Annotated in this window: 15 protein-coding genes and 5 pseudogenes; 15 read left to right on the forward strand and 5 right to left on the reverse strand. The window is 66.6% G+C overall.

The features are described from left to right. Window positions 1–82: 82 nt before the first annotated feature. From BMY07_RS14450 to BMY07_RS14475, 8 genes and pseudogenes are all read left to right on the forward strand, one after another. On the forward strand, window positions 83–1483 hold the full coding sequence (locus BMY07_RS14450; protein WP_092778535.1) for a Wadjet anti-phage system protein JetD domain-containing protein: 1401 nt from the start codon (window positions 83–85) through the stop codon (window positions 1481–1483). Between the two features lie 6 nt (window positions 1484–1489). Beyond that, on the forward strand, window positions 1490–2776 hold the full coding sequence (locus tag BMY07_RS14455; protein ID WP_092778536.1) for a hypothetical protein: 1287 nt from the start codon (window positions 1490–1492) through the stop codon (window positions 2774–2776). Continuing rightward, the gene (locus tag BMY07_RS33680; RefSeq protein WP_143073486.1) at window positions 2773–3477 is read left to right on the forward strand and encodes a hypothetical protein; all 705 of its coding nucleotides are present in this window, start codon (window positions 2773–2775) and stop codon (window positions 3475–3477) included. Before BMY07_RS14455 ends, BMY07_RS33680 begins: the two co-directional genes overlap by 4 nt. A gap of 38 nt (window positions 3478–3515) precedes the next feature. Then, window positions 3516–4109 (forward strand): hypothetical protein, encoded by a 594-nt coding sequence (locus BMY07_RS14465; protein WP_143073487.1) that lies wholly within the window; start codon window positions 3516–3518, stop codon window positions 4107–4109. Then, complete coding sequence (locus BMY07_RS14470; protein WP_092778542.1) at window positions 4106–7273, forward strand: coiled-coil domain-containing protein; 3168 nt, start codon at window positions 4106–4108, stop codon at window positions 7271–7273. Before BMY07_RS14465 ends, BMY07_RS14470 begins: the two co-directional genes overlap by 4 nt. A gap of 57 nt (window positions 7274–7330) precedes the next feature. Continuing rightward, window positions 7331–7432, forward strand: a pseudogene (locus BMY07_RS33685) (transposase); the annotation flags it as partial. Further along, a pseudogene (locus BMY07_RS33690) lies at window positions 7426–7533 on the forward strand (IS5/IS1182 family transposase); the annotation flags it as partial. The pseudogenes BMY07_RS33685 and BMY07_RS33690, both read left to right, overlap by 7 nt. 250 nt (window positions 7534–7783) lie before the next feature. Beyond that, on the forward strand, window positions 7784–8029 hold the full coding sequence (locus BMY07_RS14475; protein ID WP_092778544.1) for a hypothetical protein: 246 nt from the start codon (window positions 7784–7786) through the stop codon (window positions 8027–8029). 95 nt (window positions 8030–8124) lie between these two features. Here BMY07_RS14475 and BMY07_RS14480 read toward each other — a convergent pair whose 3' ends face one another. Together BMY07_RS14480 and BMY07_RS14485 are read right to left on the reverse strand one after the other, a co-directional pair. Next, window positions 8125–8811: a helix-turn-helix domain-containing protein gene (locus BMY07_RS14480; protein WP_143073488.1), complete on the reverse strand. Its 687-nt coding sequence runs from the start codon at window positions 8809–8811 to the stop codon at window positions 8125–8127. A 369-nt stretch (window positions 8812–9180) separates the two neighbouring features. Next, entirely contained in the window at window positions 9181–10449 is a 1269-nt protein-coding gene (locus BMY07_RS14485) for a 3'-5' exonuclease (protein WP_092778546.1), read from the reverse strand. 397 nt (window positions 10450–10846) lie between these two features. Here BMY07_RS14485 and BMY07_RS14490 point away from each other — a divergent pair, with 397 nt between their 5' ends. Then, the gene (locus tag BMY07_RS14490; protein ID WP_092778547.1) at window positions 10847–11500 is read left to right on the forward strand and encodes a hypothetical protein; all 654 of its coding nucleotides are present in this window, start codon (window positions 10847–10849) and stop codon (window positions 11498–11500) included. Between the two features lie 329 nt (window positions 11501–11829). Here BMY07_RS14490 and BMY07_RS35395 read toward each other — a convergent pair whose 3' ends face one another. Next, window positions 11830–12246, reverse strand: a complete 417-nt coding sequence (locus BMY07_RS35395) for a hypothetical protein (protein ID WP_092778548.1) — start codon at window positions 12244–12246, stop codon at window positions 11830–11832. A 316-nt stretch (window positions 12247–12562) separates the two neighbouring features. Continuing rightward, a pseudogene (locus tag BMY07_RS36200) lies at window positions 12563–12886 on the reverse strand (tyrosine-type recombinase/integrase); the annotation flags it as partial. 923 nt (window positions 12887–13809) lie between these two features. On the opposite strand from BMY07_RS36200, the pseudogene BMY07_RS36205 reads away from it, so the two are divergent. From BMY07_RS36205 to BMY07_RS14530, 6 genes and pseudogenes are all read left to right on the forward strand, one after another. After that, window positions 13810–14019, forward strand: a pseudogene (locus tag BMY07_RS36205) (formyltransferase family protein); the annotation flags it as partial. A 250-nt stretch (window positions 14020–14269) separates the two neighbouring features. After that, a complete protein-coding gene (locus BMY07_RS14510; RefSeq protein ID WP_177215584.1) occupies window positions 14270–14674 on the forward strand; it encodes a YbaB/EbfC family nucleoid-associated protein in 405 nt (134 codons plus the stop codon). Then, entirely contained in the window at window positions 14671–14994 is a 324-nt protein-coding gene (locus BMY07_RS14515) for a hypothetical protein (RefSeq protein WP_092778558.1), read from the forward strand. Before BMY07_RS14510 ends, BMY07_RS14515 begins: the two co-directional genes overlap by 4 nt. Continuing rightward, complete coding sequence (locus BMY07_RS14520; protein ID WP_092778559.1) at window positions 14991–15968, forward strand: WXG100 family type VII secretion target; 978 nt, start codon at window positions 14991–14993, stop codon at window positions 15966–15968. Before BMY07_RS14515 ends, BMY07_RS14520 begins: the two co-directional genes overlap by 4 nt. Window position 15969: 1 nt before the next feature. Next, window positions 15970–16485, forward strand: a complete 516-nt coding sequence (locus tag BMY07_RS14525) for a hypothetical protein (RefSeq protein ID WP_092778560.1) — start codon at window positions 15970–15972, stop codon at window positions 16483–16485. Between the two features lie 167 nt (window positions 16486–16652). After that, window positions 16653–17432 (forward strand): annotated as a pseudogene (locus BMY07_RS14530) (transposase family protein). A gap of 154 nt (window positions 17433–17586) precedes the next feature. Here the strand turns inward: BMY07_RS14530 and BMY07_RS14535 are convergent. Next, window positions 17587–19566 (reverse strand): methyl-accepting chemotaxis protein, encoded by a 1980-nt coding sequence (locus BMY07_RS14535; RefSeq protein WP_092778561.1) that lies wholly within the window; start codon window positions 19564–19566, stop codon window positions 17587–17589. Window positions 19567–19593: the final 27 nt, after the last annotated feature.

Below are 19593 nucleotides of genomic sequence, written 5' to 3' on the forward strand. Positions count from 1 at the left end.
ATCGATGGAACGCATTTGCACAGACCACCGCATCGGACAACCGAGCTGGCCTGTTTCAGGCATGGCTTGACCGGCGGTGCGCGTGCGTGAGCACTACAAACCCTTGCTGGGGGAGATGTCCGGACGGTCAACGATCCTGCTGAGCGGCCTGCCGCCGGGTGTGGAGGCCGTCACTGTGCCCGTTCGCCGCAACGGTGTGTCCCGCGTTCCGCGCGACCGGCGCGGTCGGGTGAAGGTGACGAAGGTGGACCTCGTTCCGAGCGAGCGTACCGCCCTCTTTTCGCCCCCCGACGGTCTGTCCCGGGCGGACCTGGCGTGGGTGCTGTCCGCCGCGCGGCGGCAGTGGTCTTCGGTGGGCAACCGCTTCGGTGGTCGTGCTCTTTCCGTGGCTGTCGAGCTGGTCAGGTCCGGCGGCGTCGTGCTTCGCTGTGACGTCGACTCGGACCGCTTGGCGCTGGGATCGCCCGAGAGTTGGTCCTTGTCGAGTGCATGGGCGGAACAGGCTGACGACGAGCTGGCCGAGCTGCGGCCGCAGCGCGACCCCGACGAGGTGCGTCGGGCGTTGCTCGACCAGCTCGACAACCTGGAATCACCACCGTCACTGGTCGCGGAGCGAGATGTGCTCCGCGCTGTGCCCGCCGGTTCTGCGTTGGTGCCACCGCCGGGCACCACGACGACTGCGAAGAGTTGGACCACCTACGAAGCCTCACTACTGGCCGCGATCAGGTGGGCGAGCTCGGACCGGGTGCCTGGTGCAGCCGAACTCGCTGGGTTGGCCTGGGGTGACACGCACGTGAAGTGGTCCACCGCCCGGTCCATCGTGTTCAGCCAACTGGTCGGCCGCGAGTTCTCACAGGCTGTGAAGAAGTCGGACATCACGATTAGGGTGCGCGGGCCTTTGGTTTGGAGCCACGGAAGCGCGATCGCGGACGCTGCTCGGAGCAGGCCGTGGATCGGCCTGCCTTCCGAAGGCGTCCGGCTGGTCGGAGACGTCAAGTTCGCCGCGGCGGGAATCCTGTTGGTGGAGAACGCCGAGACCTTCCAGGAAGTCTGTGACATCAAGGAGATCACCGAGTCATGGTTGTGCATCTGGGGTCAGGGCAAGGCGGTGGTCAACGCGGTCGACCTGATCATCGCCCTGCCACCGGTCAAGGTCGCTGCCTGGATGGACTTGGACGCAGCCGGTCTGCAGATCTTCTCGATGTTGACCGACCGTCTCGGCCGGACGGCGACACCGGTCGGGATGGATCTGGAACTGCTGCGCTCCGGTCAGGCGAGGAAGAGGGCGAGCGTCGAAGAGGAGCAGAAGGCCGATCGTGAGGATAGGCGCCTGGCGGCCAGCCTGAAGGATCGTCTGCCCGATTCGCTGCGTGAGGTAGCCGAGTACATCGAGGCGACAGGGAAGGCGGTCGAGCAACAGACGCTGCACGACCGCGTCCTGCGGACCCTGGCAGATCGACTCAGCATACTTGGGATGGAGTAGCGACACGTGGACATGTCGGACACGCAGGCGTTGTTCCCCGCGCCGCCGACGAAGGCACCCGATCAGGCGAGTCAGGTGAGCGACGCGACCCTGTTGGACAATATCCGTTCATTCGTGGCACCAATTGCCCGCGACGCGGCCGCCGTCACCGACGACCCGCGAGCGGTGAAGGTGGCGCGCGATCTGTCCGAGGTGTTCGCCGATCATGCCGGACTCACCGGGATGACCAGAACCGAGGTAGAGCACGCGATGGCGCGTCGCGGACACACCGACCGCGCGCTGTTCGACTCGCGGTTTGATCTCTTCCTGAAGATGGGTTTGATCAAACCCTTCCTAGAGAAGAAGAGTCAGTCACGCTACGTACTAGTCCCCTCGGGCATGGTCGGCCTGCTGGTGTTCGAACGGCTCGGCACGCGGGGCGGCGTCGAGGAGATGATGCTGCTGCTCGATCGAACACGCTGGTTGATCGAAACCGGCGAGGCGGACCGGACCACGGTGGCCAAGCACCTCAAGCGATGTCGGCAGATGCTCAGCGTCTACGCCGCGACCTTATCGCGACTGATCACGACCGCTTCCATCGGCGAACTCATGGACGAGCACCGCAACCACGACCCGAGCAGGGTGGAAGCTGACGTCCACTTGCTCAACAGTTTGGTGACCGACCGGTTCAACAGCGACCACGAGCTTGGCGAACTCGCATTCCAGTTGGTGAAGGCGGAACTCGCCTACCGCCATCAAGTGCTCGCAGCGGTGGACCGGGTACTCGACCAAGGAGGGGCTTCACTGGACTTCAGCGTCCTGACTCCCGAGCAGTACCTGTCTGCGGCCCTCGACGGCTCGCTGGAAGAGTTGGCGATGGTGGCGGAGAGACTCGTTGTCGACCCTCCTGGCGCCTGGCTGGATCCCGGCTCGGTTCTGGACGCGTTGGATGAGTTCCGCCCGAGGCGACGGGTGGCGACTCGGCCGCCGGAGCCTGTCGGAGGCGCCGAAGTCGATCCGATCGCGGTCATGCAGGAACAGCATGACCGTCTCGCCCGCCAGCGACGGTTGGCGATCGAGTCACGCCTTGCGAATGCGGAGTCGGTCGAGCTGACCGGAATGCTTCACGACTTGGGCTGGCCCGCGGCCGCCGTCCAGCTCGTCGATCTGCTTGGGGTCTCGGCTGACCCCGAACAGCCGTTCATCGTGCGACTGGGTGAGGAACTCCTCGCCGATGCCGAGGCGCCGGTGACGTACCTGCACCCCGTGGTGCTATACCGGACACCATCGGTGGAGGGGGAGGTGCGATCATGAACACGCTGTTTACAGACCCCGCCACCCTGTTAGCCGCGATCCGCGCTACCGCCGGTCTCGCTTTGGAACGAATCGATCCGCGAGCCGTCGACTCCGCACGGCGCAGCGCCGAGTCCGCCGGACGTACACTCGTGCCGTGCAGGACCGGCGCCACCCACAAACGCTCAGACGGCCGCGGACTCGCACTCGGATGGCTTCCTCAGTCGACACCCGCGCCGGAGGAAAGCCAGGAATACCCGGTGCGGAACTTGTCCCCTGTGGCAAGGGTGACGTGGGCATGCTGTTTAGGACTCGCCTGGCCAGACCGGACCGCCGCGCCCTACCCTGGCGAGCCGTTCACCACGTCGGAAGTGCTCGACGTTGCGGGTGAGCTGGGCGTGACGTCGATGTGGGTCAAGATCGCGTTGTTCCGAACGCTCGCCCCTTCTAGGCTGGTGGTTGTCGATGGAACCACCTTGTATTTGGGGCCGGCGACCGCTGCGTTGCCGGGGCCGTTTGTCGACGCGCTACGGCGGTTCCACGACCGGCTTCCCCGTCTGGACTCACCACCGGCTGCTCATCACGACGCCGAACTCGACGACGAGGAACTGGCAGACCTCGAACTCGCCGAGGAGGAGTACGGCACGTCCGTGATCGATGCGGGCCTCTTCAACGATGACGATGCCGATGAGAGCTCGGACGACGATTCGTGGGACGAATGACGTCCCCGAAGCGTCTGTCCGCACTGGACGAGACCGCCGTGCGTGAAGCGATCGGCGCGCTGGAGATCGTCCACGGCGTCGTGCCGCCCGGAGTGCTCCCTGCTCTGGAGGACCTCGCATTGCGCAAGGCGATCAGCACGCGTCTTGAGGACTGTGGGCGAACGCTGATTAACGTCGAGGGTGGCTGGACGAGCGGGTACCGTGATGACGTTGCCGACACGCTCGTCGAGTCCGGTCTCGGCGTTCTTCCGGTCGGAGACCGGGCCGTGCTCGTCCTTCTCCTTTTGCGCACAGTGGCCATTCCCCGCGCTCGCGGGAACACGACGGGTGAGACCTGGGGCAACACCGACGGGGTGAGGGGCACCTCGATCGACGACCTGGCTCAGAACCGGAACATCTCGAAGACCCAAATCAAGGACTCCATGAGCCGTCTGTGCAGCTCGGGGTTGGTGGAGCGCCGTCGAAGTCTGCTTTTTCCCGGTCCGTCGTTGCTGCGGCTCACCTCGAAGCGCTCCGCGCAGATGTGGGAGAACCTGTTGCTCCTTGCCGCGCCGGCCAGCCTCTATGCCCAGGCGGTCAGGGCCAGACGAACCGGAGCAGTCCCGCCGGACAACACCTTGGAGGTGGGATGAGCACCCTGTTCGACCAACAGCTCACGGACGCCAGCGGCGCGCTCGGCGTCATCGGTGATCGACAGCTTGTGGTGGTGCAGACCTTCTACATCGCCCGCTTGACCAGCCATCCCGTTGCCATTGTGCCCTCGTCGTTCGTCGCGGTGACCGGTCGTGGTCCCCGGGACTCGAATGAGTCCGGCAAGACGAGCTTCAACGCGGCGGTCTCGCTGCTGCTCGGTGACCCCGAGTGGCGGGTCACGGGGGGTGGGGTCGCGGCCGTGGCCCAATTGCTGTTCGAACCCGACACCGCCGGTGTGGCCGCCACCCGTTACCCCGCGGCGGACACCGGGTTCATCATCGGCGTGTTCGCGAACCCGGACGACCCCGCCGCCACCGCGCACACGGTATGGATGAAGCTGTCCTCAAGGCCGAAGTACGTACAGGTTCGCCATTGCGACGGTGTGCACCTGGTGGACGCGGACAACGACGTCGAACGGCACCGGCTGGCACCGACCGCGTGGAAGGCCCTGCCTGCAGTGGACCTCGGCGCCCACAGCTACGTCGACATCCTCTACGGTCACAGCCCGCGCTGTCTGGCCTACGTCGCCGCTCGTGGCAAGCAGCGCAGCGGTCCGTCGCTTCTGAAGATGGACACAGGCGCGTTCAGTCCAGAGGACATCGGCGCGGCGCTCGTCCGCCTGACTGGGCGCAGCGAAGCACTCGAATTCGAACAGGAACAGCGGCGCAAGCTGGCGAGGCAGTTCGACGAACTCACCATAACGACTACTCAGCACCAGCAGAAGTGGGAAGCGGAGGAGAAGGTTGTCGAGGGCGTCCGGGTACGCAGGAAGATCCGCGCCGGACTCGACGAGGGCGAGAAGCTATGGCGTCAACACCTGGCACGGGGCTTGCTCGACACAATTGATCGTCGACGGGCACTAGAGCAGCAGGGATGGCAGGTCGAACGGGAAATCGCCAGACTGGCGAAGGAACTGCGCATGTGCCGCGACGAGGAGAAGGCGCTCGCTGATGACGTGTCGGTCCATGAGCGGGCACAGGATGCGCAGGACGCACATGCACGGGCCGACGAACGGTTGACAGAGGCGACCCGCGAGGAAACAACGCTGTCTAACAAGATCGGCGAACTCCGCGAGCAAATGTCCCGCCTTGAACAACAAGGTGCGCGAAGCGCACGCGTAGACGTCGACACAGCCAAGCGGGCATTGGCGAACTGCACATCGGAGCAGCGGAGCTCTGCATTGAAGCTCGCCAAGGCTGTCGAGGTTGTGGAGGGCGTACGTCTCGCACTCGCCGAGGCGGAAGAAGGCAGGACCGGTGACGCGGGCCTCAGTATCTCGATACTCGTAGACGCCGGTGTGCCCGCTGTCGGCCTGCTGGACGCTGTCGAGGTCGCAGACGGGTTCCGCGATGTGTGGGAGCCTCGCCTGCACCCCTGGCGGGCCGCCGTCTGCGTGGACGACGAACTCCATGATGACGCTCTCAGTGCGCTTGTTGGCTGTGCGGGAGCGGTGCTCATCGCGGGACGCGCCGCAGATGCAGATATTGTCCTTCCTGAAGGCATTTTGGCCGCTCCGCGTTCCGCATGGCGATTCTTGGTCGAACTCGCGACACGGGTCTCTCCCATCGACGTCGCGGACGTCAGAGCGGTCCGCGACGACATACTCGGCGCAGTGGTGGTCGGCGGGTTCGTGAGTCCGACGACGGGGCGCGTACAACTGGTCGCCGCCCTCCGGGACCGTCTCCAGCAGGTCGAGGAAGAGCACGCCGCAGCAGAGTCGGCAGCCGAACTGGCCGCGGACCGTGAGACCGACGCACTCACAGAGCTCAACGCCGCCCGGGCTGCGGCAGACTACGAACATTGTCTTCGAGAACGCCGCAGGATCGAACAGGACGAACTGCCCAAGATCCGCCAGCTCGTGCAGGAGAGGGCAAACAAGCGCAAGGATGCCTTGGAGGTGCTTACCTCGGCGGTAGCAAAGGTAGAGGGCATCGAGGCGGCGCGCGCACGGGCACACACGAACCGCCAGGAGGCGCATAACAAGCACAGCTCTGCCAAGAAGGAGCGTGCCACGATCCAGCAGGCATGGGAGTCAGCCGCACTGGACTACTGGCTTTCCGGGTTACCGGGAGGCGAGGCGGATGCCCGTCTCATTCTGAACTGGACCACTCAACCGGCGCAGCACGACGGACAGGACGGAGTCGCCCGGCCTGCCGCGTCCTCCGACGCCCTCGTACGCGTGACCCGTTCACGCGAGGTTCTAGCCCGCCGCGCCAACGAGGAGCTGAGCAGTATTCTCGGCGCCCTCGGTGTGCAACGAGACTCCGGCCAAGGAGCTCCCACCGTGGAGATCGCCGAGGCAGTACGGCACCGGGAAGTGCTCAACGACCGGGATCAACCGCCAGCATCCCCCGACGAGGCAGGGTTCACCGTGCTCGCCTCCGCGTTGCGCAACTGGCTCGATCAGCACGTCGAGCGCGACCGGCTGGCCGAGGAGCAGATCGAAATCGCCCGCGGGGAACGCGCGAAGGAAAGGCGGTACGTCGAGACAAACCTCGGCGTGCTGCAGGAAAGCCTGCACAATGTCCAGGACAGTCTCGAACAGCGCGTCGAGGCGAACCTTACAGCGATCAGCGACGCGCTCGACCGGCTCAATAGGTCCGCGAGCGGCTACGGCGCGACCTTGAACTACGAGGTGTACAGGCCCGTCGGCCCGGAGGAAACCTGGACCTGGCGGGTAACACCGGCATGGCGTCGCTCGCCCAACGGACGGATGCTGCCCTACGACAGCGCCACCAACACCGCTCAGGAGAAGCTGTTCAGCATTCACCTCGTGTTGGCCGCCCTGCTCGCGAGCCCTCACCCACGTGGCCGGGTGCTGATCCTGGACGAACTCGGCGACTCGCTCGGCGACGAACACCGCCGCGATGTGCTGTCCGCCGTCGCGCAGGTCGCCCGCGACCACGGCATCACCGTGCTGGGCACGTGCCAGGACGCCGTGATGCCCGACGCGGCCTCCTACTGTGGGGAAATCCTCTACTTCTGCTACCCGTCGAAGGCGGACGCGCTCAACCTGCCCACCCGGATGTTCGGGTTCGACAACAACGGCGCAAGGGTCGCGTTGACGGTCGATCACCTGATTACTAGCCGCACGTCCAGCTAAGAGCGTGTTTGAGATCTTGGTTGGCGTGATTGCTTGATCTTGCCGGGGTGGTCGTCCATGGTGGGTGGGGTGGCGCGTGTGCGGCGGTATCCGTCGGATCTGTCCGATGCCGAGTGGGCGGTGGTGGAGCCGTTGTTGCCGGCTCCGGCTAGTTCCGACGCCTGCGCACCCGCTGGGAACGCCGCGCCGACATCCACGAAGCCTTCCTCGCCCTTGCCTGCGCCCTGATCTGCTACCGACGGCTCTACCCATTCAGATAGGCGCTCTTCGGCTGGGTCCCTAACCTCGAGCTGCGCGCTGCCCGGCAAGCACACAAGAGCCAGCGCAACGAACGGCGGGCGGCCCAGGACGCGGAGACACTCCGTCTGGCTGGCCATCTCACGCACTATCCCGCCACACGGCTACTCTGGCCATCCTCCATGGACACCGAAACGGGTCGCACGGGTGTCATTCAGCCCACCGCCCCGCCGTTGCCGCTCCTCCCGCGCGCGGATAAAGCGGACATTCCGGATGTCCGAGCCCAGAGCCGTGCCCGCGGGCGAGCGGCTCGCGGTGCCAGTGGGGGTGCGCGCGGGCGGCGGCGAGGCCGTGCTGGTGGTGCGACCCAGTGCACGGATCGCGCTCTTGGGCCTGGCCTTCCACGGCGGCATGGTGAGTTCGGTGGCGGCGTGTCTGGCTGAGCACGGCCAGACCGTTGTGCTGGTCGAGAATGCCGTCATCGGCTGTGAGCTGCGGATTCATGCGGCTGGTAGGTAGTGATGAGCAGTCCGGAGAGGCGTTGTGTGCGTGTGATCTGGCCGGTTGGGTGGGCAAGTTGATCACGTTCGGGTCGTCGTCAGGTGCTCGTAGGTTCATGCCGTGGCCTTGGTGGCTGCGGTGACGTTGTGGCGCTTGACGTAGGCGTCCAGCACGTGCCGGAGGTGGCGGCCGTTGATGATGAGTAGCCGGTCGGTGCGTTCGCGTCGCAATGACCCGATCCAGCGTTCGGCGAACGCGTTCATCCGTGGTGCTCGCGGCGCGGTGAGAACCGTGTGGATACCGATCGAGGTGAATACTCCGTCGAAGGCCGCGGTGGACTTGGCGTCGCGGTCGCGGATCAGGTGGGTGAAACGCTGACCGGTGTCGACAAGATCGGACGCGAGGTTGCGAGCCAGTTGGGTTGCCCAGGCTCCGGTCGGGTGATCGGTAACGCCGAACAGATGGACGCGGCGGGTGCGGTGCTCGATCACGAACGCCGCGTAGAAACGCTTGAGTGAGATCGTGCCGACGTGAAAGAAGTCGATCGCGACAAGACCATCGGCCGGAGCACGCAGGAACACGCGCCACGCATCGGCCCGAGGCGGCGGAACACGACGGGCTCGCAGGATCCGGCGGATCGTCGAGGCGGCGAGACGATGCCCGAGCCGACGCAGCTCGCCCTGGATGCGGACCACGCCCCAGGTCGAGTCCTCCCTCGCCAAGCGGACGATCAAAGCGGTGATCTCGTCGCTGAACGGAGGACGGCCCGGTGGTTTCGGTTGACGCCACTTCCTGGCCACGAGCCTGCGATGCCACCGGAGCAGCGTCGCGGGGCGTGACGATCCGACAGGTGGCCGCAGGGACCTCGGTAGCAGCCGAGACAGGGCCGCGAGCACCGCCCGTTTGACCCAGTCCAGCCGCGGACGCGGGTTTGCACGGCGCAGAACTACTATCTCATGGCGCAGAGCGCGTATCTCCGCGTCCTTGGAAGCCGAGCCCCGGAACAGCAGCCAGCCAGCGCAACACCTGGACCACGAGCTCGTATAGCAGTCGAACAGCCACAGACCACCAATCAACGAACATCACAAAACAGCAGGCCTGGTCGGCAACCAAGTTCCGACCAGCATAGGGCAATGACGACAGTATGGTTCGACGTAGTCCTGCACCTGTCACGGTTGCTGTTTTCTAAGCGGAAAGTCGCGGCTGGAGGCTGGTTGATGATAACCAGGTGGCGTGTGCCGGTAGGCGCAATTGTAGCATCGAACTCGTTCTGGCCAGTTTGTGCTGTCATTTAGTGTTTCGGCCGTCTCGGGTATGATCTCGCTGCCGCACACGGTAAGAATACCGTCCAGCGTAATGTGGAGTTTGCCGCTTCTTCGCCAGCGCACAAGTGTCGGATCTAACGGGGCGTCGCCTGCCGTGGCGATAGATTCGCCCTTTGGCGGCGCTTCGACCCGGATTATCCAGTCAGCAGGACCAAAGACTTCGGTAAAAGACTCTTCGATGAGAGGAAGCCAGGCGGTTGCCAGCCTGTCTGCGATCACTGCTTGCGGATGGGTCAACACCACGGTGTGGCGATTCGCCTCGATGACGTCGGCCTGGGACAGCAGTCCAGCGAGGGAGTATCGGCGTTTTCCGGCTGCCTTCTGGATCTCCGGCCACGCGGACCGGAGTCCGAACAGGTCAAGCCCGGGCGCTGGTACACGTCCTGGCGGAGCAGGGCAGGAGCCTGCCATTTCACGGATGCGGGTCCACACCGCTTGGCAGTCGCCAACGGCGCGGTGCCCTCCTTCCAGCCGGTGTCGTCGAGGTCGTGCCCCTGAGGTTCCGTCGAATGCCCACTCGGCGTGCTGGAGCATCGCGCACTGCCAGGGCCGGGCAAGCCAATCGGGCTCGGCCACGCCTGGATGAACGTGGTGGTGTTCCGCGCGGAGTCTGCTCTGATCGAAGGAGGCGTTCCAGGCGATCACCAACTTACCGCGTAGCAAGGAGTCCAGCTGAGGCCAAACTTGTCGTATGGTTGGGGCGTTGGCGAGCATCCCGGTGGTAATCTTGTGTTTGCGTTGCGCCTGCGGATTCATGGGTGCCAGGCCGGGGTTCACTAAGGTGCCCAGCAAAACGGTCCCATCACTGGCCACGACAGCGATCTCGATTACCCGGCCGTGGAAGTCGGTCAACTCGGTGTCGAGAACTACCGCGTTCGGATCACGCAGAAGGCTGGCCGCCCACTGCTGGCCCTCCACGCGAGAAGATGAACTTGTCGGCACCCGCAGGGCAAGGCGCACGTCGTAGAGCGGGGCGTACCAGAGATCGTCGTCAGATTCGCGGGCGAGCCAACCATCGACCGTCCATCGGACTGCAGGTTCCCTGCCTATCCTGCGCAGCTGCCCCATCGTCATGAGGTGTTCAGGCACTTCGTCCCGGTAGACCGATGTCACAACTGCTCCCTACGTGCGATCACTGTCGCTAGCAGTATGCGATCAAGCACCGACAGTTGATGCGTGGTCTGGCTACCGGGTTGTACGGGTGTCGGCGTTCGGAATCGCCCGGAAGGAGGCCAGCGCCCCGCAACTAGAGTCTGCGGGTCCTTCAATCCCATAGCCACCCTGGAGACCTTGCACCCTGACCAACAGCGCGTTCTGGGACCCGAACACCCCACCACGCTCATCACCCGCGAGGCCATCGACATGTGGCGAGCTCTGTTGGGATGACCGCTTCTACTGCCAGCACGAGCGGAGACCGCTCGACTGCCCCGAACGCGCGGCTCCGTGGAGTGCCGGCACCTTCGTCTACTCTGGTCGCTTACCCGATGGTCCGAGGCGAAGGAGCAGGCAGGTGACAATCGCGCGGTTCGACGCCGCAGCCTGGCTACCGCAGCCCACCTCCCCCGACACCCACCAGGCGGGGTGGCAACTGGTATCGCACTGGCTAGAAGGTCAACAGCGGCGAACCGGCGCGCCTGCCGTGCTGTTCACCGACGAACTACGAGTCGGCTCCGACCGTTTGCTGAAAGCCTTCACACGTGGCACCACCCACTTCAGTGTTCGCAGTGGCGGCCCGCCGACCGCGGGTCCCGTCCTGGCCTTCCAGCCAACCTTCAAGGCGCTGCGCGCAGCCCAACGGATGGCATCGTCGGCCATCTGCGTGTGGGAACACAGAGACGCACCGATCCGGGGCTGGGCAGGCCAGGTCGGAGCGATCGACCTGACCACCGGGCTCCCCACCCCGGTGAACCAAGCGGTGCAAGAACACCTCGACCACTTGGTGTTCGCTGGCAACAACGGCTACGCCGACAAGCCCGGCCTCCGCGACGCCCGCCGCATCCTCACCGAACTACACGACCTCGGCCTGCCCACCGACACCATCCCCAGCAGCCTCGCCGCCCACATAGACCTCTCCACCGAAGCGACAAAGCGCATCGCCGCACTCCTCACCTCCCTGCCCCGCCCACCCCTCCAGCCCTACCAAGCCGACCTGGACCAACTATGACTTCGTCCGGCCCCCGTGAAGCCGCATCCAGTCGGGAGCACGATGGGGAGCAAACGGGGAGCAAGAATGCGCTCAGAACAGCCGTTAACGGCACTCAACGACATTGAACGAACTCGTGTTGACCTGCGGAAACACCAATTCCGCAGGTCAACACGATATGCTGTACATAGTTCACACCGAAGGGGTCACTGGTTCGATCCCAGTATCGCCCACTGGTTATATTTGCAGGTCAGCGCCCTGTCAACGGATCACGTTGGTGGGGCGTTGATCGTTTCGGGGAGCACGTGGGGAGCAGCGTGATCTGACCCCTATGCCCCGTACCGAAGGGGTCAGGCTGCTTGCGTTGGTGCGGCGTGGTTTTCGGGCCATTCCCAGGTCGCATCCTGCTCCCAGCGGTGATCCAATGTGATCAACATGCGTTCGACCATGCGTTCTGTGACGTGGCTGTAGCCGTCGTCGGTGTCGCGGCGGCGGTGGCCGAGCCGGGCCAGTCGTAGGACGCGGGGTACGTCGTCCTCGATGAGCCAGGTCTGGTGGGTGTGGCCTTGGTCGTGGAAGTGCATGCCTTCCAGGATCGGCGCCCATCCCTGTTCGGTGTCTCCGGCGAGTGCGGGTAGCCAGAAGCGGCGGCGGAAGTTGGATCGGCGCCAGAGTCCGTCGTGGGTGCCGGTGAACACGAACCGCGCCTCGGGGTTCCGTTCCCGATGGTCGCGAAGCAGCCGGACCAGGAACGGCGGCAGGTGCACGACTCGGACACTGGCGGGGGTCTTGGGCGGCCCGAGTTCCAGGCGGCCGTTGATCTCGTGCAGGGCACCGAAGTCGGGGTCGATCTCGATGCGAGGGTTGTCGTCGAGGTAGACCCGGATCCACTGGAGCGTCGACCTCGTCGGTGGTCGCGGTGCCGCGTTCGGGCCGGTCGTTGAAGGTGATCTTCAGCTTCCGGCATGGGTTCGCGGCGATCAGCCCTTCGTCGACGGCTTCGCCGAGGATCATGGAGAACAGGACGAGGATGTCTTTGGCGGACTTGTGCGCCATGTTCGGCTTGAGCCGCTTGTTCACCCATCCCTTGGCCTCGATCCGCGCGATGGCGCCGAGCGCGGTGCCGGACCAGCGGGGCAGGATGTGGTTGCGGATGTGCGAGTCGTAGGTGGACCACGTCACTGGCGAGACATCGTGTGCGGCCGACCATTGCCGGATCCACTCATCGATCAACGTCTCCGCCAACCTGGGATCGGTGAACTTGCGGCGGCGTTGGTCGGACTCCACGTCCGCGGCCCGGTCCTCGGCCGCGTCCAGGGATACGAATCCGTTCTCGGAGTAGACGGTTCCGTCGTCGAGTCTGTAGCGGACCCGGAATCCGTCTTTGCGTTCTTCTACCCATGCCATGAATGGGCCGGGCTGGTGACGATATGGCGGAGTGCGTGCTGGCTGCAGAGGAAGAGTGCCGTGGTTTCTCCGAGACGGCGCAGTCTGCGGAGCAGGGCGTTGTAGGTGTGGTTGTCCGCATCCAGCACCTGGGCGTTGACGGGGTTGTGTGACCGGGGTGTGCACGTCGATCCAGGCGCCGATGTAGCCACCGTTGGCCGACGAACGCAGCCGATGCCGTTGGGACGTTTGGATTAACGTGCGTTTGACAGTGATGTGATCACCTTCGCTTCGCCGCGCACGGTAGGTCGGTACGACCTCGCGGTGCGTGCGGCCAGGTTCCACCCAAGCTGCCGCATGATTGACGTCACCACTAGGTATACCTCCCCATCGGCAGCCCGATGTCTGTATTAGGGGTGTGACCAATCGGCTGCGCACCTCCCGACCGCCCGCGCCGACGGCCACCAAGGCGTGCGCCCGGTCGAAGTGGTCGAGGTACTCGACGTTGCCCACGAGCAACTCTCGCGCCCGCGCCTGTCCGATAAACTCGGCGGAGAGCGCAGTGGCGAACGCTTCGTGGACTTGCGTGGACTCTGCACCAGGTCAACGAACAATTCTGACATGCCGTCGGGTCGAAACCCCCGGCGCGCCAACGAGGCCGCGATCGCGGTCACCAGCCCATACGGCGACGTGAACTGCAGTTCGTGGTGCAGGCCCTCGTGGAACTCCACCATTTGCTGTTCATCGGAACTACGGATAGCCGACAGCACAACTGACCAGGAGCCCGACCCGTCGTACCCGCCAAGTAGGGTTTCGACCAGCCCGCCCCGCGAACACCGCAACACCGGTCGACCGATCAACCTCGACGACCTTTGCCTGGTCGCATTCCCAGCCCAACTGGTAATCGGCGCCATCATGGCACACCGCCTCCCTGCGATGGCGCCGTGTTTGAGCGCTTCGCCGGAGACTTCGGGTCGGCGGTACACGATGCGGTGCTCGCGGCAGGCGACGAGGTCATGGGTCCGTCAGTGCACTGCGTCACAGCCGAGTACGACGCGGGCGCGGTCATCGCCCAGCGGGAAGTGCCGGTGCTGCCCGACGACACGGCCGAGAGCCTGGCGGCGCAGGTCCTTGTGGCGGAACCCCGGTTGCTGCCGGAGGTCGTCGAGCGCCTCGCCGCGCGGTCGCCCAGGCGGATTGATCCGGCGCTCGCTCAGGCGCCCGCGGCGAACTCCGGGACCCGGTGCGTTCCCGTCGCCCCGCCCCGGCGCGGATCCGGCCGACATCGTCCAAATGGCCGCGTGGGCCGGGCGCGGGGGAGTTACCCTCCGTCGCGATCCGACGTCTACCCGAGGAGGACGGCCCGAGGTGTTTGGCGCGCACATTCACGATCCGCAGGAGTGGATGCGGGAGCAGGAGCAGCGCACCGCCGCGCTCATGGCCAAGGCGCAGGACGCGCAGGAGCTATTGGCGGCGAACTCGGTCACGCACTCCAGCGCCGACCGCGTGGTCAGCGTCACCGTCAACCCCGGCGGCGGCCTGACCGGCCTGACCCTCTCGCCGGAGGCCGAGCGGATGCGGCACGGGCAGTTGGCCACGCTGATCCAGGCTACCTACACCCAGGCCGCGCGGAAGGCGGCCGCGCGCACCATGGAGATCATGTCCGATCTCGTCGGCGGTGACTCCGAGGCGCTCGACATCGTCCGGCGGTCCATGCCCGCCGACCCAGAACCCGACGACCGGCCCCGCCCCCACCTCGACGACGACGAGGGCTTCGGCGGCGTCTACGGGAAGGGGGATCGGCGGTGACCGCAGGGTACGAGATCGAGGACACGGCGTCGCTGTCGACGCACGCCGGGCGGCTCGCGGCCGTCGCCGACGGCATTCGGGATGCCGACTCGGCCGCCGCGCAGGTCGGGCTCGGCGGTGTGGAGGCCTACGGGCTGCTCTGCTCACCGCTGGTGATTCCCGCCTTGCAGGTGTTCCAGGGGCACATGGACGACCTGCTGAAGAGCGCGTCCGACCTGGCCGGAGCGCTGTCGGAGGGCATCTCGCGCACCGTCACCGACTACGACGAACTGGAGCGGCGGCTCGCGGCCCACTACGACAGGTTCGGGGGTGGGCGGTGAGCGACGAACTGGTCGCCCGGGCGGAGGGACCGAAGACCTTCGCGGGCTCCGGCCTGCTGGAATCGAGCATGAACCTGGCCCACGACCTGGGCGACGACTCCAACTGGCAGGAACTGGCCGTGGACGGGGTCATGATCGGCATCGACGCCCTGTCGGTGGTGATGAACCCGCTGGGTGAGCTGGTCAAGGCCGGGGTCGGCTGGTTGATGGAGCACCTCGACCTCCTCCGCGAGCCGCTGGAGGTGCTCACCGGCGACCCCGGCCAGATCGACGCCATCGCCGCGACCTGGGAGAACATCGGCAAGCGCCTGGACAAGATGAACGCCGACTACACCTCGGCGATGACGCTGACCGCGGGGTGGAGCGGTGACGCCGCCACGGCGTACCGCGGACTGGCCGGCCAGTACATCGCGGCCTTGACACAGGTCGCCGACCAGGCCAGGGACGCCGCCAACGGCGTGCGGACCGCCGGTGTCGTCGTCGGCACGACCAGGGCCATCGTCTTCGACCTGATCGCCACCTTCATCAGCAATGTGATCACCCGGGCCCTGCTGGCGCTGGCATCGTCCTGGTTCACCCTGGGTGCCTCGGTCGGTGTGTTCATCGCCAGCGTGATCGCCGACGCGGTCCAGCTCGCCGCCAAGCTGCAGAAACGGCTGGGCAAGCTGCTCCAGGCGATCCAGGGGTTCGTGGCCAAGTACCGCGCCCTCGGCGACCGGTCGGCCGAGGCAGCGAGGTCGCTCGGGCGCAGGTCGACGGAACTGGGGCGGGAGGCGAACAAGGCGATCAGGCAGTCGACCAGGACGTTGGACGACCTGGCGCCGCAGTCGGGGCGGTTGAAGGCCTACACCGACAGGGTGGACCGGACGGCCGAGTCCGGGCTCGGCCGCACCCTCGATCACCTGGGCACCAAGACGGTCAAGGAAGGCACGAAGTCGATCAACGACACCCTCAACCCGGACGAGGACGCCTGAGATGCGCTGGGGACCGACCATCGGCACCGGTATCGCTTTCCTGCTGGTCGGGATCTGGGTGTTCATCGGCGTGCAGTCGCGGACCGGGTTGACACCCTCGGCGGAGCCGTCCGTGCGCCGCACCGGCGTCGCCGAGGTGCGGTCGTGCGCGGCGGATCCTCTCAACCTCTGGTTGACCACGATCTGCGAGGCGGACGTGCGGTGGGAAGGCGAAGAACGCACCGAGGATAAGCGGATCCACTCGGTGGGGCCGCGCGTCGGCGCGGTCGACGTGCAGCTGCGAATCGACGGTTCCGGCACTGGCCGAGGTGGCGCGGGCGCCAAGATCGTGACCGCGGACTATCCGCACCGGTACGACGGCGTGTTGTTCTTCCTTCTGATGGTGGGAATACCTGGTGCGAGTATGACAATAGGTGTGTTCCTGGGAAGTTGGCTGTCCAGGTTGTTGCCCGCGCCCGCCCCGGAAAAGCTCACCCTTCGCCCGATGGAAAGAAAACGGAGTCGCCGCAAGCGATAGGCGGCATGTGCCCTCAGTGAGCCGTTTTCATCCTGGGCTGGATGCGTTGGCGGGCAGGGGTTTGTTGTTGATCATGGCTGCCCGGTGTCGGCGTGTCGTGCCGGGACATGGCGAAGCCCTTGGTAGGACGTTAATCGACCAAGATCCCCGTCCACCACGGGCCTCGCATGTTGTTCCACCGTGCCGCGCTGCCGTTGTCACATCGGACCCTGACCTTTGTGTCCGGCCTGGTCCGCGCCCACCGCAGAGAACTGGGCTCGGTGTGGCGCAGGCTCGCCCCGGGACAGCAGGCGCTGCCGGTGCTGGTGTACCTGCGCGAGGGTGAACCGTTCGCGCAGGTCGGCGCCGGGTTCGGGGTGTCGACCACGACCTGCTGGCGCTACGTCGCCGAAACCGTGGAGCTGCTGGCCCCGGCGGGCGCCGAAGCTGGGGGCGGCGCTGCCGGCGGCGAAACGCCAGGGCATGGCCTACGTGGTGATCGACGGCACGCTGATCCCGATCGACCGGATCGCCGCCGACCGGCCCTTCTACTCCGGCAAACACCGGATGCACGGGGTGAACCTGCAGGTCGTGGCCTCACCGGCCGGGACGATCTTGTGGGTGTCGGGGGATCTGCCCGGCAGCACGCACGACACCGCCGCCGCCAGGATCCGCAACATTCTCGCCACTCTGCGCAACGCCGGGCTGATCGCGTTGGGTGACAAGGGCTATCACGGCTACGACCCACCGGTCAGCGCGTGATCACCCCTGACAAGGGGCGGAACAAGCCCGAGTCACAGAAGGACGCCAACCGCGCCCACGCCCGCCTGCGCGACCCCGGCGAACGCGCCCACGCCCCACTCAAGACCTGGCGCGTCCTGCGCAAAGTCCGCGTCAACCCACGCCGCATCGGCCGACTCGCCAAGGCCATCCACGTGCTCCAGAACCACGAAGCCACAGCAGGATGAAAAGGGCTCAGTGTTGCGAGTACGGGAATCCACTCCCGGTGGCGAACGCCGCGCTCGTGCGAAGTGTTGTACCGGATTCCTCGGGTGGGGTCGAAGATCATGATGGAGGTCGACCCCGCGGATGGTCCACTCGGGACTGATCGGTGCGCGGCGGTCAGCGGGGGAGGTGGAAGCTCTTGCTGACCTGCTCGAGTCGGTGGACGGCGGTTGCGAGGTTGTCGGCGAGGGTGAGGCTGGCCTGGACGTTGGTCTCGGTGTGGGCGGCCACGTCGGTGACGTGGCCGATGCTCTCGCGGACGGAGTGGGAGGCGGCGGACTGCTCCTCGACGGCGGCGACGATGGTGGTCTGGAGTTGGGCCATGTCGCGGATGGAGGTGCCGATCTGCTCGATCACCCGGACCGTGCCGTCCACATCGGACTGGATGGCGGCGATGCGCTCGGTGACGCTCACCGTCGCGGTGGTCGTCGACTCGGCGAGGCTCTTGACCTCGGTGGCCACGACCGCGAAGCCGCGCCCGGCCTCGCCTGCCCGCGACGCCTCGATGGTCGCGTTGAGGGCGAGCAGGTGGGTCTGGGCGGCGATCCTGGTGATCACGTCGACCACGCCCGCGATGGCGGCCGACGACCCGGCGAGGCTGTGCAGCTGGGCGGTCATGGTGGCGGTCGCCTGCTCGGCGTCGGCGGCGAGGGTCGAGCCGCGGGAGATGGACGAGGCGATCTCGGCGACGCTGGCGCTGAACTCGGTGGCGCCGATGCTGGCCGCGGCCGACTCGGTGTGGGTCACCGTCGCGCTCTCGCGCAGTTCGCCTGCCTGGCCGCGCAGCGCCTCGGCCGACCCGGTGAGGTCCGCCGCGGTGTCCACCACGGCCTGCACCGAGGCGGTGAGCCCGCGCTGCATCTCCACAAGCGCGGTGCCGAGTTCGTCGTCGGCGCCCGCGGGCTCGATCGGGGCGGTCAGGTCACCGGCGGCTATCCGGCGCAGGTGGTCGGCGGTGCGGCGCAGGGTCGCCACCATCTCGCCGAAGGCCCCCGCCAGCTCGCCCAGCTCGTCGCGCCCGGAGCGGGGCAGGGTGACGTCGAGGCGGCCGCGGGCGATGTCGAGCGCGGCGGTGCGCAGGACGGGCATCCGGGCGGTCAGGCGGCGGGTGGTGAACCAGACGGTCGCCAGCAGCACGACGGCGATGACGAGCGCGAAGCCGATCAGCTTGGTCCGCAGCGCGCCGACCGGGGCGAGCACGTCGCTCATCGGGGTCACCGTCGCCAGCGTCCAGCCCGTCCCCTCGACCGGCGCCCAGGTCAGCACCGCGTCGTCCGCGGCCCCGGCCAGCGGGTTCTTGCCGTCCAGGGTGCCGCTGCCGCCCTCGGCGATCCGGCGCGTCAGGGCGGTGGCGGTGTCGCGCGCGGGCTCGGACGCGGCCTGCTCCAGGGTCTTGGACCCCACGACCGACGCGTCGGGGGCCGCGAGCAGGGTGCCCGCGCGGGAGAGCAGGATCGCGTAGCCGTGCTCGGACACCTTCGCGGCGCTGACCTTCTTGGAGAGCTGGTCGAGGGTCACGTCGACACCCGCGACGCCGATCGTGCGGCCGTCCTGGACCATCGGCGCGGTCACCGAGGTCATCAGCGCCTTGAGGTTGGCGTCGTAGTACGGCTCGACGACGCTCTCCGCGCCGGTGCGCTTGGGCTCGGTGTACCAGGCGTAGGTGATGGCGTCGGCGTTCGCCGCGTCGTCGAGGTCCTGCCGCACGGGCTTGCCGGTCCCGTCCTTGACCCAGAGGTACTGGGAGACGCCGGACAGCGGGTAGCGCGGGTCACCGGGGACGTCGAAGCACAGGTACATGTCGTAGATCTCGGGCGTGCCTGCGAGAGTCCCGCGCACCACCTCGTCGAGCAGCGGGCGGTTCGCCACGGGCATGGCGCTGCCCGCGGCGACGATGGCGCGCTCGGCCGTCCGAGCCGCCGAGATCTGGGTCTCCACCTGCCGGGCGAGGCTCTCCGCCACGTCGCTGCCGTGCCCCCGCTGCGCGCTCTCCTCCAGCGCCGTGGCGTTGACCACGACGAAGGTCGACAGCACGGCCAGACCGGCGACGACGACCGGAACCAGCACGGCCAGCAGACGGCCCCGGAAACTCGACATGCGGATGCTCCCCTGCGCGTACCGGCG

This window comes from Actinokineospora terrae (assembly GCF_900111175.1).
GTDB lineage: Bacteria > Actinomycetota > Actinomycetes > Mycobacteriales > Pseudonocardiaceae > Actinokineospora > Actinokineospora terrae.